The sequence below is a fragment of the Rathayibacter sp. AY1G1 genome (genome assembly GCF_002932095.1).
Lineage (GTDB): Bacteria > Actinomycetota > Actinomycetes > Actinomycetales > Microbacteriaceae > Rathayibacter.
Genome location: NZ_PSUZ01000001.1, coordinates 22,077 through 36,150, shown reverse-complemented (window position 1 = coordinate 36,150; position 14,074 = coordinate 22,077). Strand labels below are relative to the sequence as shown.

Here is a 14,074-nt window from a genome sequence, read left to right as displayed (position 1 = left end):
ACAGTTTCGACTCCGCCCTCCGGGAGCGGTGAGACCACAGAAGGAAGTAGCAATGACACTGACCGCACCTGAGGCGGCGACCGGGACGTCGGGCGGGGCCATCGGCCGCATCGCCCGCGTCACCGGCCCCGTCGTTGACATCGAGTTCCCCCACGACGCGATCCCCGAGGTCTACAACGCGCTCTACACGCACGTCGAGGTCGAGGGCGTCTCGAGCAAGCTGACCTTCGAGGTCGCGCAGCACCTGGGCGACGACCTCGTCCGGGCCATCTCCCTGAACCCCACCGACGGACTCGTCCGCGGCCAGGAGGTCCACGACACCGGCCTGCCGATCTCGGTCCCGGTCGGCGACGTGACCAAGGGCAAGGTCTTCAACGTGATCGGCGAGGTGCTCAACGCCGACGCCGACGGGAAGATCAACGGAGAGTCGTTCGAGATCACCGAGCGCTGGCCGATCCACCGCAAGCCCCCGCAGTTCGACCAGCTCGAGTCCAAGACCGAGCTGTTCGAGACCGGCATCAAGGTCATCGACCTGCTCACTCCGTACGTGCAGGGCGGCAAGATCGGCCTGTTCGGCGGCGCGGGCGTCGGCAAGACCGTCCTCATCCAGGAGATGATCCAGCGCGTCGCGCAGGACCACGGTGGAGTGTCCGTGTTCGCCGGCGTCGGCGAGCGCACCCGTGAGGGCAACGACCTCATCGCCGAGATGGAGGAGGCGGGCGTCTTCGACAAGACCGCTCTCGTCTTCGGCCAGATGGACGAGCCGCCGGGAACGCGTCTGCGCGTCGCCCTGTCGGCCCTGACCATGGCGGAGTACTTCCGCGATGTGCAGAAGCAGGACGTGCTGCTCTTCATCGACAACATCTTCCGCTTCACGCAGGCCGGCTCGGAGGTGTCGACCCTGCTGGGCCGCATGCCCTCCGCGGTGGGCTACCAGCCGAACCTCGCCGACGAGATGGGTGTGCTCCAGGAGCGCATCACCTCGACGCGCGGACACTCGATCACCTCGCTGCAGGCGATCTACGTCCCCGCCGACGACTACACCGACCCGGCGCCGGCGACCACCTTCGCCCACCTCGACGCGACCACCGAGCTCTCCCGTGAGATCGCGTCGAAGGGCCTCTACCCGGCCGTCGACCCGCTCACGTCCACCTCGCGAATCCTCGACCCCCGCTACCTGGGCGCCGACCACTACCGCGTGGCGACGAACGTGAAGCAGATCCTGCAGAAGAACAAGGAGCTGCAGGAGATCATCGCGATCCTCGGTGTCGACGAGCTGTCGGAGGAGGACAAGATCACGGTGTCGCGTGCGCGCCGGATCCAGCAGTTCCTCTCGCAGAACACCTACATGGCGAAGAAGTTCACCGGTGTCGAGGGATCGACCGTCCCGCTGAAGGACACGATCGAGTCGTTCGACGCGATCACCAAGGGCGAGTTCGACCACGTGGCCGAGCAGGCGTTCTTCAACGTCGGCTCGATCTCGGACGTCGAGGAGAAGTGGACCCAGATCCAGAAGGAGAACGGCTGATCATGGCCGGGACCCTGAAGGTCAGCGTCGTGTCCGCGAACGCCGAGGTGTGGTCCGGAGAGGCGAAGCAGCTCACGGCTCGCACGGTCGAGGGCGAGATCGGCATCCTCGCCGGCCACGAGCCGATGCTCGCGATCCTCGCCACCGGCGAGGTGCGCGTCACGGCCCTGGACGGCACGCGTCTCACCGCGCAGGCCGACGACGGCTTCCTGTCCGTCGAGAACGACGTGGTGACCGTGGTCGCCCGTCAGGCATCGCTGGTCTAGTACACCGCCGCTCACCGCGGAACGGAGGGGCCGGACGATCATCGCGATCGTCCGGCCCCTTCGTCGTGCCGCCCGTCCCTCTTCTCCGAAGGAGTCCTGTGCACGTCCTGCTGCCACCGTCCGAGACGAAGCGCGACGGCGGTGACGAGCCGTTCGTGCTCGAGTCGCTCGCCTTCCCCGAGCTCCACCCGAAGCGGCGCGAGCTGGCCGAGGCGCTGATCGCGCTGGCCGGGGACCGCGAGCTCTCGGCCCGGGCGCTGAAGCTCGGTCCGCGTCAGCTCGGCGAGATCGATCGCAACGCGGCGCTCGCGACCGCGGCAGGCCTCCCCGCGGTCGACCGCTTCGACGGGGTGCTCTTCGATGCGCTCGACGCGCGCAGCCTCGATCCCGGTGCACGGGAGGTGCTCGGTCGGACGGCGATCGTGCAGTCCGCGCTCTGGGGGCCGATCCGCGCCCTCGACCTGATCCCTGCCTACCGTCTGTCCCACGACTCCCGTGTGCCGGGCAGACCGCTCAAGCGGTGGTGGGCGGCGAAGGCCGGGCGGGTGCTGAGCGCGCTCGACGGGCTCGTCCTCGATCTGCGGAGCGAGGCGTACGCGGCGCTCGGACCGGTCCCTGCGGGCGAGGGGCGGTTCTTCGTCCGCGTCCGCTCGCGCGGGGCCGACGGCGTCCTCCGGTCGCTGAACCACTTCAACAAGCAGGGCAAGGGACGCTTCGTCAGGGCGCTGGCGGAGGACCGGGTGGCGACGGAGTCGCTCGGCGAGCTCTCGGCGTGGGCGGCCGGGCGCGGGTTCCTGCTCGCCGAGAACCGGCACACGGGAGAGCTCGACCTCGTCGTGCCGGAGTCGTAGGCGTCAGCGTCGGCGCCAGCAGCCGGTGAGGTGGTCGTCGACGACTCCGGCCGACTGCATCAGCGCGTACGCGGTGGTCGGTCCGACGAAGCGGAGCCCAGCGGCCTTCAGCGCTCGCGCGAGCGCCGTCGACCCGGGCGTCGTCGCAGGGACGTCGGCGGCTCGGACCACCCGGTCCTCGACGTCCGGATCGTGGAAGGACCACACGAGCTCGTCGAGCGCGCCCTCGCCTCTCTGCTCCAGGAGCGCGAGCACGGCCCGGGCGTTGTCCCGGGTGGCGATGATCTTCGCGCGGTTCCGGATGATGCCGCTGTCCTCCATCAGCCGCTCGACATCGGTGTCGTCGTACCGGGCGACGCGGGCCGGATCGAAGCCGTCGAAGGCCTCGCGGAACCTCGGCCGCTTGCGGAGGATCGTGATCCAGGAGAGGCCGGACTGGAACGCCTCGAGGGAGATCTTCTCGAACAGCAGGCGATCTCCGTGCAGCGGGGTGCCCCATTCCTCGTCGTGGTAGCGGCGGTACTCCGGATCCGCGCCGCTCCAGGCGCAGCGGACCAGGCCGTCCTCTCCCTCGACGAGTCCGTCGGCCGTGCTCATCGGTGGGGGATCCCCTCGTGATCGAGAAGCCAGGCTTTCGTGGCGACGCCCTCGCCCGCGCTGAAGCCGGTGATCCGTCCGTCGCTCGCGAGGACGCGGTGGCAGCCCACGATGATCGGCACCGGGTTCGCACCTACCGCTCCGCCGATCGGCCGGCCCGCCCGGGGGCGACCGGCAGCCGTGCCCAGTGCGCCGTAGGAGGTGATCTCCCCGAAGCCCAGAGCCTGGAGCCGCTGCCAGATCTCGAGCTGGAAGGGCGTGCCGCGCAGAGCGACCGGCAGATCGAAAGAGCGGCGGGTCCCGTCGAAGTACTCGTCCAGCTGCTCGACGGCCCGCAGGAGCACCGGGAGGTCCGACTCCGGGAGGTGCTCGTGCGGGAGCAGACCGGCCTGCTCGATGGCGAGCGAGACGATCGCATCGCCGTCGCTGCCCACCTCGATGCGGCCGAGGGGGCTCGTCGTCCGTCGGACGTGAAGGGGAGTCGTTCTCATGCGTCGAGAGTATCCGCGGGACTCCCCACCGACCGGCGGGAATCGGACACCGGTGCAGAACTCGGCCGATCGGTCCCTGTGGAGGGATTCCTGGCCGGAGGGCGCCATCCGAGCGCCGGCGATTCGGTGTCGATGGGACCTCTCCCTCCACAGGCGGCGATCTCGAGATCCTTCCGATGATCCCGAGGGCCGTCGCTCCCGGCGGGTGCGAGGGTCGGCAGGATCGCAGCATGACCTCCTCAGCGATCTTCCTCCACCCCGCTCCCGCCTCGCGTGTCCCGGCCTCACCCGACGACGCCGCCCTGTTCCATGCCGCTCACGGATCCCGGCGGGGTGCGGCGGAGGCGAGCCTCGTGCTCGTCCCGTTCCGGGCCGGCGCGCCGAGCGGTTCGCTCCGCTTCGAGCTGTCGGGTGCGGATCCGTCCCTGATCGCGCGGGCCTGCCTCGGTGCGCTCGGCCGGTTCGGGCGGGTGCGGCGAGCACTCGCGCTGGTGCATCCCGGCGAGGCGGGTCCGGAGTCGTGCGAGGGACTCGTCGCCGCCCTCGAGGAGCGTGCGCGCCGGCTCCCCGGCCTCGCCCTCCGCGTCGCCGTGCTCCCGTCGTCCGGCGGCGACGACGGGCTCGAGGCCGGCGACCGGGACGACCCGCGAGCGGTGGCCGCCGCGGTCGACCGTCTCCTCGACCGCCACCCGCGGGCCGAACTGCCCGACGTGCTGTTGCGCGGTGTCGACGACCTCCTCCGGCGAGCTCTCGCCGGTCCCGATCCCGAGATCCGGCCGGCGGGCCTGGCTGCGCTCGTCGTGGCCGTGCAGCGCAGCCGCGGTGCGGACCGCGTGCTGCGGTCGGCGCGGAGCGGTGACCCCGGCGCGGCGGGAGCGCTCGCCCCACTGCTCCGCCGTGCCGCCGTCGTCGCACCCGCGAGCGAGCGAGCCGGAGTGCTCGTCCTCCTCGCGCGGATCCTGGCCGGTGAGGGCCGTGCCGACGAGGCCGGACGGCTCGCCGACGAGGCCGTCGCTCTCGATCCGCACCACGCAGGTGCGCGCCGGGTCGCGGCCGCACTCGCCGCCGATCGGCGGGAGCGCGCCGCGTGAGGTCGCTAGAGCCGCGACCAGGCCTCGGTGAGAACGCTCCGGAGGATCTGCTCGATCTCGTCGAACTCGCGCGGGCCGATGGTGAGCGGCGGTGCGAGCTGCACGACGGGATCGCCTCGGTCGTCCGCCCGGCAGTACAGCCCCGCGTCGAAGAGCCCCTTCGAGAGGAATCCGCGCAGCAGCCGCTCCGACTCGTCCTCGTCGAACGTCTCCTTCGTCGCCTTGTCCTTCACCAGCTCGATGCCGAAGAAGTAGCCGTCGCCCCGGACGTCGCCGACGATCGGCAGGTCGAGCAGCTTCTCGAGCGTGGACCGGAAGACGGGCGAGTTCTCTCGCACGCGCTCGTTCAGGCCCTCCTCCTCGAAAATGTCGAGGTTCTCGAGCGCGACCGCGGCCGAGACGGGGTGGCCGCCGAAGGTGTAGCCGTGCGGGAAGACGACCTGACCGTGGCGGAAGGGCTCGTAGATCCGATCGCTGACGATCGTCGCGCCGATGGGGGAGTAGCCGCTGGTCATCCCCTTCGCGCAGGTGATCATGTCCGGCACGTAGCCGTACTCGTCGCAGGCGAACATGTGCCCGATACGGCCGAACGCGCAGATCACCTCATCGGACACCAGCAGCACGTCGTGCTTGTCGCAGATCTCGCGGACCCTCTGGAAGTACCCGGGAGGGGGCGGGAAGCAGCCGCCCGAGTTCTGCACGGGTTCCAGGAACACGGCGGCCACCGTGTCCGGCCCCTCGAACTCGATCATCTCCTCGATGCGGTTCGCCGCCCACAGGCCGAACGCCTCGAGGTCGTCGCCGTGCTCGGGAGCCCGGTAGAAGTTGGTGTTGGGGACACGGAAGCCGCCCGGCACCAGCGGTTCGAACATCGACTTCATCCCGGGGATGCCCGTGATCGCGAGCGCTCCCTGGGGAGTGCCGTGATACGCGACCGAGCGCGAGACGACCTTGTGCTTGCCCGGCTTGCCCTGCAGCTTCCAGTAGTGCTTGGCGAGCTTGAACGCCGTCTCCACCGCCTCGCCGCCGCCGGTCGAGAAGAAGACCCGGTTCAGGTCGCCCGGCGCGTGGTCGGCGAGCCGGTCGGCCAGCTCGATCGCCGAGGGGGTCGCGTAGGACCAGAGCGGGAAGAAGGAGAGCTCGGACGCCTGCTTCGCCGCGGCCTCCGCCAGTCGGCGCCGCCCGTGTCCCGCATTGACGACGAAGAGGCCGGACAGGCCGTCGAAGTACTTGCGCCCGGTGCTGTCCCAGATGTGGTGTCCCTCGCCGCGCGTGATGATCGGCACGCCCGCGCCGGAGTCCATCGTCGACTGACGGGTGAAGTGCATCCAGAGGTGGTCCTTCGCCTTCTTCTGCAGGGAGGCGTCGTCGATCCCCCCAGGCGCGTCGGTCCCGCGGACGGGATCGCCCGACTCGAGGCCGGAGGTCGAGAAGGCTGTCTCGGTGGTCATCTTTTACCGCGTTCCCCAGTTGTAGAACTGCTTGTGGAGCTTCAGATAGACGAAGGTCTCGGTCGAGAGCACGCCGGGAAGCGACCGGATCTCCTGGTTGAGCAGGGCGATCAGATCGTCGTCGTTCTCGCACACGACCTCGGCGAGGATGTCGAAGGAGCCGGCCGTCAGCACGACGTAGTCGACGGCGGGGATGGAGGCGAGCCGGTCCGCGACGTCGCGGGTGTCGCCGGTGACGCGCACACCGATCATCGCCTGGCGGTAGAATCCGAGCTGCATCGGATCCGTCACCGCGACGATCTGCATGACGCCCGACTCGGTGAGCTTCTGCACCCGCTGCCGGACGGCCGCCTCGCTCAGGCCCACGGCCTTGCCGATCTCGGCGTACGAGCGCCGACCGTCGGCCTGCAGCTGCTCGATGATCGCCTTCGACACCTCGTCGAGCTGGACAGGACGCTGAGAGGGCGGGCGAGACGGGGCCATGCGGCGATTCTGGCAGTCCTCGAGTGCCCGGGCAAGTGGATCCGCACGTCGGAGCTCGCTCCGGCATCGGATCCGGTGGTCTGAGCGTGGTCCCGTCTGCGCGACGGACATCGGGCGACAGCGATGGCGGCCGGCTCGGCGGAGGGCCGTCAGCGACTACCATCGGGAGGCGGCCGGGCACCCCTGGAGCCGGCGGTCACGGGCCGTCGGACCGGACGGCTGCGGGCCACGGGGATGCGAGGAGCAGCGATGACGCAGATCGGCCGCAGCCGCGCGTCCGTCACCGTCCCCGTCTCCGCCTGGAGCTCCGACGCACCCTCGGCCGAAGTCACCCTCGGCTGGGCCGCGCGCACCGAGACCGGCCACGTGCGCAGCGCGAACGAGGACAGCTACCTCGCCAAGAGCCCGCTCTTCGCTGTCGCCGACGGGATGGGCGGGCACGCGGCAGGAGAGGTCGCCAGCGACGCGGTCGTGTCGCGCCTGTCCACCGCGGCGCTCGGCGCGACCGTCGGAGCGGAGGAGATCGACCGGGCGCTTCGGGAGGCGGTCGGGGACATCGCCCGGCAGTCGCACACGGCCGACGTCGGCACCGGGACCACGGTCACCGGGATCGCGCTCACGGTGGTCGGGGGAGAGCCCTACTGGTCCGTCTTCAACATCGGCGACTCGCGCGTGTACCTGAGCGTCGCCGGGACCCTCGTGCAGCTCACCGTGGACCACTCCATCGTCCAGGAGCTGGTCGACGCGGGCCTGATCTCCCGCGACGAGGCCGACGTGCATCCGCACAGCAACGTGATCACCCGCGCGGTCGGCTTCCACGAGGCGCCCGTCCCCGACTACCGGCTCGTGCCCGTCCTCGCCGGATCGCGTCTGCTGATCTGCTCGGACGGACTCACGAAGGAGCTGACCGATGCCGGCGTCGGCCACCTGCTCAGCGGCACCGGCTCCGCTCAGGAGGCGGCCGACGCCCTGGTCGACGCCGCGCTGGACAACGGCGGGCGCGACAACGTCACCGTGATCGTCGTCGACGTCCTCGCGGTCACCGGCGACGAGGAGGCCGGCGCACCGGTCTGACGAGCAGCGCCCCGGCACGGGGCGGCCGCGGTCGTGGTGCCGCCGGACCGCCCGCACGCGCCGAACGGCCGTACGACGGTCCGGCGCCTGCCGGTTCGCGTCGGGTTCGGCCGGCTCGGGGCTCCCCGCGCCGGCGCTGGGTACGATGGTGAGCGGAAGGGCGTTCTCGGTGATCTGCAGCACGTGTGGCTCCAACCTCGCTCCCGGGGCGATCCTCTGCGGCGAGTGCGGTTCGTCGGTGGCGGCGCATGCCACGACGGGTGCGTCCCGCCCCTCGTCCTCCGGCGACACGACGGTCCTCGACCCGTCCCGCCGTGCCTGGCTGCCGGGCCTGGCCCCCGGCCGGCACCGGCGTCCCGCCCCCGGCGCACCGATGGCGCCGCCCTCGCAGGGGCTCGTGCGCCTCAGCTTCGCGACCGGGCAGCACGCGATCGTGACCGGCAACGGCCTGATCGGACGCCAGCCGCTCCCGGACCCCAACGAGACGTTCCGGCACATCCTCGCGATCCCGGATCCGTCGCGATCCCTCTCCAAGACCCACCTCGAGTTCGGCTTCGACGAGGGCGGGCTCTGGGTCAGGGACCGCTGGTCGGCCAACGGGTCCGTGCTGGTCGCACCGACCCAGGCGCCGCTCCCGCTCGAGGCCGGCCGCCGCTACCGCGCGAAGCTCGGCAGCCGGATCCTGCTCTCCTCCGTCGAGATGGCGGTCGAGCGCGTCGACGGGTCCGCCGGCGGCTCGGGACGCCCGCCCCTCACCCGCTGACGGCACGGCCTCCGGGGACCGAATCGGCGGTCGACACGGACTCCGGGTGCGGAATTCGTGACGATCATGTTTCCGGATGAGCGTTCTCCTCCGTTCGCCGTGACAGGCGGATGAGCGCTGTGCCAGTATTTCCCCACGTTCGGCCCCCGAGGCACGAGCCCCGACGCAGTCAGGAGCCCCCGCCATGACCCGTCCCCTCCCGAGGGATCCCGTCCTCCGCCGGGCCGTCGCCGCGGCACGCTCGCACGAGCGCGAGCGCCGGGCGGTCCTCTCGCGTCGGGCGGTCCTCGGCGGGATCGGCCTCGGAGCGGGTGCCCTCGCCCTGGCCGCCTGCGCCCCGCAGACCCGTGCCGCTCCGACCGCCGCCGCCGACGGATCGGCCGGCGACCCGCGCCTGGTGTGGGACAACTGGCCCGCCTACATGGACGAGGACGACGACGGGAACCACCCCACGCTCCAGGGCTTCGAGGAGCAGACGGGCATCGCGGTGACCTACAACGTCGCCGTCGACGACAACAACTCGTACTACGGCAAGGTGAAGGACCAGCTCGCGCTCGGGCAGTACATCGGCGCCGACACGGTCTGCCTGACGGAGTGGATGGTCTCGCGCCTGGTCCGCCGCGGCTACGTGCAGGAGCTCGACCACGCGAACATCCCGAACATCGCCAACCTCACCCCCTCGCTGGCGAACCCCGACTTCGATCCGGGCCGCCGGCTCTCCCTCCCGTACCAGGCGGGGTTCTCGGGCATCTGCTGGAACAGGGAGAAGCTGCCGAAGGGCCTCTCGAGCATCGAGGATCTGTGGGATCCGTCGCTCCGCGGCCGCGTCGGCGTGCTGAGCGAGATGCGCGACACGATCGGGCTCATCATGCTCGCTCAGGGGACGGACATCGCCGGCTCCTGGGGCGACGACGAGTACATGAACGCGATCGACGTCTTCCGCGAGCAGGTCGACGCCGGACAGATCCGCAACATCAAGGGGAACGCGTACCTCAACGACCTGCAGAACGAGGACACCCTCGCGGCGATCTGCTGGTCCGGCGACATCACCCTGATCAACGCCGAGGCCGGCGACAAGTGGGAGTTCGCCTTCCCCGACTCGGGCGGCGCACTCTGGAACGACACCTTCGTGGTCCCGATGGGCTCCGAGCGCAAGGCCAACGCCGAAGCCCTGATGAACTACTACTACGAGCCCGAGGTCGCCGCCGAGGTGGCCGCCTGGGTCAACTACATCACCCCCGTGGATGGAGCGAAGGACGTCATGGAGAGCATCGATCCGGAGCTGGCCGAGAACCAGCTGATCTTCCCCGACGAGGACACGCTCGCGCAGGCGCACGTGTTCCGGACCCTGACCGCCGCGGAGGAGAAGGAGTACCAGGCCGAGTTCCAGAAGGTGCTCCTGGGCATCTGATGGCGATCGGGACCTTCGCCGAGAGCGGCGCCGACCTCCAGCTGGTCGGGATCAGCAAGCAGTACCCGGGCTTCACGGCCATCGACTCCCTGGACCTCACCATCCCGGCGGGCTCCTTCTTCGCCCTGCTGGGCCCCTCGGGCTGCGGCAAGACGACGACGCTGCGCCTGGTCGCCGGGCTCGAGGAGCCCTCCGCCGGCCGGATCCTCATCGGCGGGCGGGACGTCACCGAGACGAAGACGTACCAGCGGCCCGTCAACACCGTGTTCCAGTCGTACGCGCTGTTCCCGCACATGTCGATCCTCGAGAACGTCGCCTTCGGCCTGAAGCGGCGGAGGATCGCCGACCCCGTCGGCAAGGCGCACGAGGCGCTCCGCCTGGTCGAGCTCGACCACCTCGCCCAGCGCCGCCCCGCGCAGCTCTCCGGTGGTCAGCAGCAGCGGGTCGCCCTCGCGCGCGCCCTCGTCAACCGGCCCGCCCTGCTCCTGCTCGACGAGCCGCTCGGCGCCCTCGACCTCAAGCTCCGCCGGCAGATGCAGCTGGAGCTCAAGTCGATCCAGGAGGAGGTGGGCCTCACCTTCCTCCACGTCACGCACGACCAGGAGGAGGCCATGACGATGGCCGACACCGTCGCGGTGATGAACAAGGGCAGGATCGAGCAGATGGGCGCGCCGGAGGAGCTCTACGAGCTCCCGCGCACCGCGTTCGTCGCGAACTTCCTCGGCCAGTCCAACCTCTTCACGGGTGAGGTGGTCGGCAGCACCGACCGCGCACTCACCGTCGACGCGGGCGGGCACCGGATCGTCGTGCCCGTCGCCCGCTGCGCCCGCACGAGCGGGGAGATCACGGTCGGCGTCCGCCCCGAGAAGCTCCTGCTGCTGACGCAGGAGCCGCCGGCGGACTCCGGCCGGAACGTGCTCGGGCCCGGCCGAGTGGTCGACGTCTCCTTCAGCGGGGTCAGCACCCAGTACACGATCCGGATGCCGGGCCTGGGCCCGGTGGTCGTCTTCGCGCAGAACATGGTCTTCGGGCCGGTCGTCGGCGAGGGAGCGGAGGTGTGGGTCGGCTTCAGCACCGAGCACGGCTTCGGACTCGCGGACGAACCGGGCTCGGTCCCGCGCTTCGAGGCGGACGACTCCACCAGCGCCATCGCCGTGCAGCGCCGGGGGCTCCTGGCCGGTCGCAGCGGGGGAGCGTAGGCATGGCCTTCGCCGCCTTCGCCACGGGGCAGGCGGATCCTCAGGACGCTCCGGTCCGCCGGCGGTCGACGGTCGCGCTCGTCCTGCTGCTGCCGGGCATCGCCTACATGCTGCTGTTCTTCCTGGCGCCGCTGATCTCGCTCGTGCTCACGTCCTTCCAGGCCGAGGTGCCGGACGGGGACATCGGCGAGTACGCCCCCGGGTTCGCCTGGCAGAACTACCTCGTGGTGATGGGCGACTACTGGCCGCACGTGCTCCGCTCCTTCGGCTACGCGCTGATCGCGACGGTGCTCGCGCTGGTGATCAGCTACCCGCTGGCCTACTTCATCGGAGTGAAGGCGCGGCCCTGGCCGCTGCTGCAGAACCTGCTCCTCACGCTGGTGATCGCGCCCTTCTTCATCAGCTTCCTGCTCCGGACGCTGGCGTGGAAGCAGATCCTCGCGGACGAGAGCCCGCTCGTGCAGGCGCTCAAGGCCGTGGCGGTCCTGCCGAGCGACGGCCACCTCACGGGGACGCCGATCGCCGTGATCTTCGGCATCACCTACAACTTCATCCCGTTCATGACGCTGCCGCTGTACACGACGCTCGAGCGCCTCGACGTGCGCTTCCTGGAGGCAGGGTCGGATCTCTACGCGCACCCCGCCTCCGTGTTCTGGAGCGTGACCGTCCCCCTGTCGATGCCGGGCATCGTCTCCGGCACGCTGCTGACGTTCATCCCCGCGGCGGGCGACTACATCAACGCGAGCCGGGACTTCCTCGGCTCGTCGCAGACCTCGATGGTGGGCAACGCGATCGAGGCGAACTTCCTCACGCTCGAGAACTACCCGGCGGCCGCCGCGCTCTCGATCGTGCTGATGGCCGTGATCCTGGTCATCGTCGGCTTCTACGTGAAGCGCAGTGGAACGGAGGACCTCCTGTGACCGCGACGGCCGACCGTCCGCTCGCGAGCGCCCAGGAGGCGCTCGGCGCGTCGCCCCCCGCCCCGATCCGGGGCCGCCGCCGCTTCCGGGGCCTCGGGCTCGGCGTCTACACGGCGCTGGCGCTGCTCTTCCTGCTCATCCCTATCGGGTACACCTTCGTCTTCTCCTTCAACGACTCGGGGAAGAGCAACCTCGCCTGGCGCGGGTTCACCCTCGACAAGTGGGTGTCGGCCTGGACCAGCGAGGAGGTGATGACCGCCTTCGGGAACAGCCTGCTGGTCGGTGTGATCGCCACCGTGCTGGCCACTGCGCTCGGCACCATGATCGCCATCGCGCTCGTGCGGTTCCGCTTCCGGTTCCGGTCGGCGATCAGCCTGCTGCTGTTCCTCCCCATGGCGACTCCGGAGGTGGTGCTCGGAGCCGGCCTCGCCGCGCAGTTCCTCAGCGTGGGCGCCGAGAAGGGGCTGGTCACGATCGTGCTGGCGCACACGATGTTCTGCATCAGCTTCGTCGTGGTCACCGTGAAGGCGCGGGTGGCGAGCCTGGACCCGAAGCTGGAGGAGGCGGGACGCGACCTCTACGCGTCGCCGAACCAGGTCTTCTGGCGGATCACCTTCCCGCTGCTGCTGCCCGGCATCCTCGCCGCGGCGCTGCTCTCGTTCGCGCTGAGCTTCGACGACTTCATCATCACGAACTTCAACTCCGGATCGGTCACCACGTTCCCGAAGTACATCTACATCGCGGCGGCGCGCGGCATCCCGGCGGAGGCGAACGTCATCGCATCGGCGGTGTTCGTCCTGGCGATCCTCGTGGTGGTGATCACGCAGGTCTCCGCGGCGGCCCGGGCGAAGCGCCTCGCGCGCGAGCAGTAGCTCAGGGCGTGCCGGGACGTGCGGTCAGACGTAGGAGGCGCGGATCGCGCCGACCGGGCGCCCGCCGCCCGACACGACCGGGTTCAGCCGCACCAGCACGTCGTTCGCCGCGGTCCGGTCCACCGCGTCCGCCTCGACCAGGAGCTTCAGCGCGACCACGGTCGCGGCGCGGAGGCTCCCGTCGAGGATCTTCAGGGCGACGGTGGTGCCGTCGGGCGAGGCCATCACGAGCACGCCCTCGGCGCCGAGCTTGGCGACCAGGCCCAAGCGCTCGATCACGACGGTGTTGTCCCGGCCCGGGCCGTCGATCGCCCACGCGTTCTCGAGGATCGCGGCCGTGAGGACGCCGGCCTGGCGGTAGAGGCCGAACGGTGAGGCGGGGGAGGAGGACACGATCCGCGAGACGCCCTTCGCCAGCGCGGTCAGAGGAAGGGCGTGCACGGGAGCTCCGCAGCCGTCGATCCCCGAGGCCACGACGCGCTCGCCGGTGAGGCGCTCGATCGTGTCGACGATGTGCTGCTGCAGCGGGTGCGTCCGCTCGAGGTAGTCCTCGGTGCTCCAGCCGTTCTGCACGCAGGCCAGCAGCATCGCCGCGTGCTTGCCCGAGCAGTTCATGTAGAGCGGGTCCGGAGTCGCGCCCGCCCGCAGCAGCTGAGCGCGGGTCCCGGAGTCGCCGGGCCAGTCGGCCGGGCACTGCAGGGCGGTGTGGTCCAGGCCGGCGCGGAAGAGCAGGTTCTGCACCAGCGCCACGTGCTGGGGGATGCCGGCGTGGCTCGCGGTGGCGATGACCGCCTCCGCGCCGTTCAGCTCGACTCCGGCGGTCATCACCGCGAGGGCCTGGAACGGCTTGAGGCAGGAGCGGGGGAAGACGGGAGCCGTCGGGGTGCCGAGGCTGCGGGCGACGCGGCCCTCGGAGTCGAGGAGGACGGCGGAGCCGGCGTGGCGCGACTCGACGAACCCGGATCGCTCGACGACGGCCAGCTCGACGGACTCGGCGACGGTGAAGGTTCCTGCTGGCATCCCCCCATCCTGCCCGATGCGCCGCCCGGTCCCGCGCTCCCGGAGACGCCGAAGGCC

The 14,074-nt window shown here is 70.7% G+C and carries 15 protein-coding genes; 10 read left to right on the top strand and 5 right to left on the bottom strand.

The genetic code is table 11. The features are described from left to right. Positions 1–52 precede the first annotated feature (52 nt). From atpD to C5C36_RS00160, 3 genes are all read left to right on the top strand, one after another. Positions 53–1,528 (top strand): F0F1 ATP synthase subunit beta, encoded by a 1,476-nt coding sequence (gene atpD, locus C5C36_RS00170; RefSeq protein ID WP_104223025.1) that lies wholly within the window; start codon positions 53–55, stop codon positions 1,526–1,528. Positions 1,529–1,530: 2 nt separating this feature from the next. Beyond that, entirely contained in the window at positions 1,531–1,794 is a 264-nt protein-coding gene (locus C5C36_RS00165; RefSeq protein ID WP_104223026.1) for a F0F1 ATP synthase subunit epsilon, read from the top strand. Positions 1,795–1,892: 98 nt separating this feature from the next. After that, on the top strand, positions 1,893–2,645 hold the full coding sequence (locus tag C5C36_RS00160) for a YaaA family protein (RefSeq protein ID WP_104309053.1): 753 nt from the start codon (positions 1,893–1,895) through the stop codon (positions 2,643–2,645). Between the two features lie 3 nt (positions 2,646–2,648). Here the strand turns inward: C5C36_RS00160 and C5C36_RS00155 are convergent, their stop codons facing one another. Then, positions 2,649–3,242, bottom strand: a complete 594-nt coding sequence (locus C5C36_RS00155; RefSeq protein ID WP_104232699.1) for a DNA-3-methyladenine glycosylase I — start codon at positions 3,240–3,242, stop codon at positions 2,649–2,651. Further along, a complete protein-coding gene (locus tag C5C36_RS00150; RefSeq protein WP_104223029.1) occupies positions 3,239–3,733 on the bottom strand; it encodes a methylated-DNA--[protein]-cysteine S-methyltransferase in 495 nt (164 codons plus the stop codon). Before C5C36_RS00150 ends, C5C36_RS00155 begins: the two co-directional genes overlap by 4 nt. Before the next feature lie 230 nt (positions 3,734–3,963). Here C5C36_RS00150 and C5C36_RS00145 point away from each other — a divergent pair, with 230 nt between their 5' ends. Then, positions 3,964–4,824 (top strand): hypothetical protein, encoded by an 861-nt coding sequence (locus C5C36_RS00145; protein WP_104309052.1) that lies wholly within the window; start codon positions 3,964–3,966, stop codon positions 4,822–4,824. A 5-nt stretch (positions 4,825–4,829) separates the two neighbouring features. Here C5C36_RS00145 and C5C36_RS00140 read toward each other — a convergent pair whose 3' ends face one another. Then, complete coding sequence (locus C5C36_RS00140) at positions 4,830–6,275, bottom strand: aspartate aminotransferase family protein (protein WP_104223031.1); 1,446 nt, start codon at positions 6,273–6,275, stop codon at positions 4,830–4,832. A gap of 3 nt (positions 6,276–6,278) precedes the next feature. After that, entirely contained in the window at positions 6,279–6,758 is a 480-nt protein-coding gene (locus C5C36_RS00135; RefSeq protein WP_104223032.1) for an Lrp/AsnC family transcriptional regulator, read from the bottom strand. Between the two features lie 249 nt (positions 6,759–7,007). Here C5C36_RS00135 and C5C36_RS00130 point away from each other — a divergent pair, with 249 nt between their 5' ends. From C5C36_RS00130 to C5C36_RS00105, 6 genes are all read left to right on the top strand, one after another. Continuing rightward, on the top strand, positions 7,008–7,832 hold the full coding sequence (locus C5C36_RS00130) for a PP2C family serine/threonine-protein phosphatase (protein WP_104225583.1): 825 nt from the start codon (positions 7,008–7,010) through the stop codon (positions 7,830–7,832). A 238-nt stretch (positions 7,833–8,070) separates the two neighbouring features. After that, positions 8,071–8,595, top strand: coding sequence for a hypothetical protein (locus tag C5C36_RS00125; protein ID WP_104223034.1), 525 nt, complete (start codon positions 8,071–8,073; stop codon positions 8,593–8,595). A gap of 184 nt (positions 8,596–8,779) precedes the next feature. After that, complete coding sequence (locus C5C36_RS00120; RefSeq protein ID WP_104223035.1) at positions 8,780–10,006, top strand: PotD/PotF family extracellular solute-binding protein; 1,227 nt, start codon at positions 8,780–8,782, stop codon at positions 10,004–10,006. After that, positions 10,006–11,205: an ABC transporter ATP-binding protein gene (locus tag C5C36_RS00115; protein ID WP_104223036.1), complete on the top strand. Its 1,200-nt coding sequence runs from the start codon at positions 10,006–10,008 to the stop codon at positions 11,203–11,205. The genes C5C36_RS00120 and C5C36_RS00115 overlap by 1 nt, the downstream gene beginning before the upstream one ends. Positions 11,206–11,207: 2 nt before the next feature. Beyond that, a complete protein-coding gene (locus C5C36_RS00110; RefSeq protein ID WP_104260097.1) occupies positions 11,208–12,125 on the top strand; it encodes an ABC transporter permease in 918 nt (305 codons plus the stop codon). Between the two features lie 65 nt (positions 12,126–12,190). After that, complete coding sequence (locus C5C36_RS00105) at positions 12,191–12,997, top strand: ABC transporter permease (RefSeq protein WP_181027101.1); 807 nt, start codon at positions 12,191–12,193, stop codon at positions 12,995–12,997. Between the two features lie 24 nt (positions 12,998–13,021). Here C5C36_RS00105 and C5C36_RS00100 read toward each other — a convergent pair whose 3' ends face one another. Further along, positions 13,022–14,017 carry an asparaginase gene (locus C5C36_RS00100; protein ID WP_104223039.1) on the bottom strand — a complete coding sequence of 332 codons (996 nt, stop codon included), beginning with the start codon at positions 14,015–14,017 and terminating at the stop codon, positions 13,022–13,024. Positions 14,018–14,074: the final 57 nt, after the last annotated feature.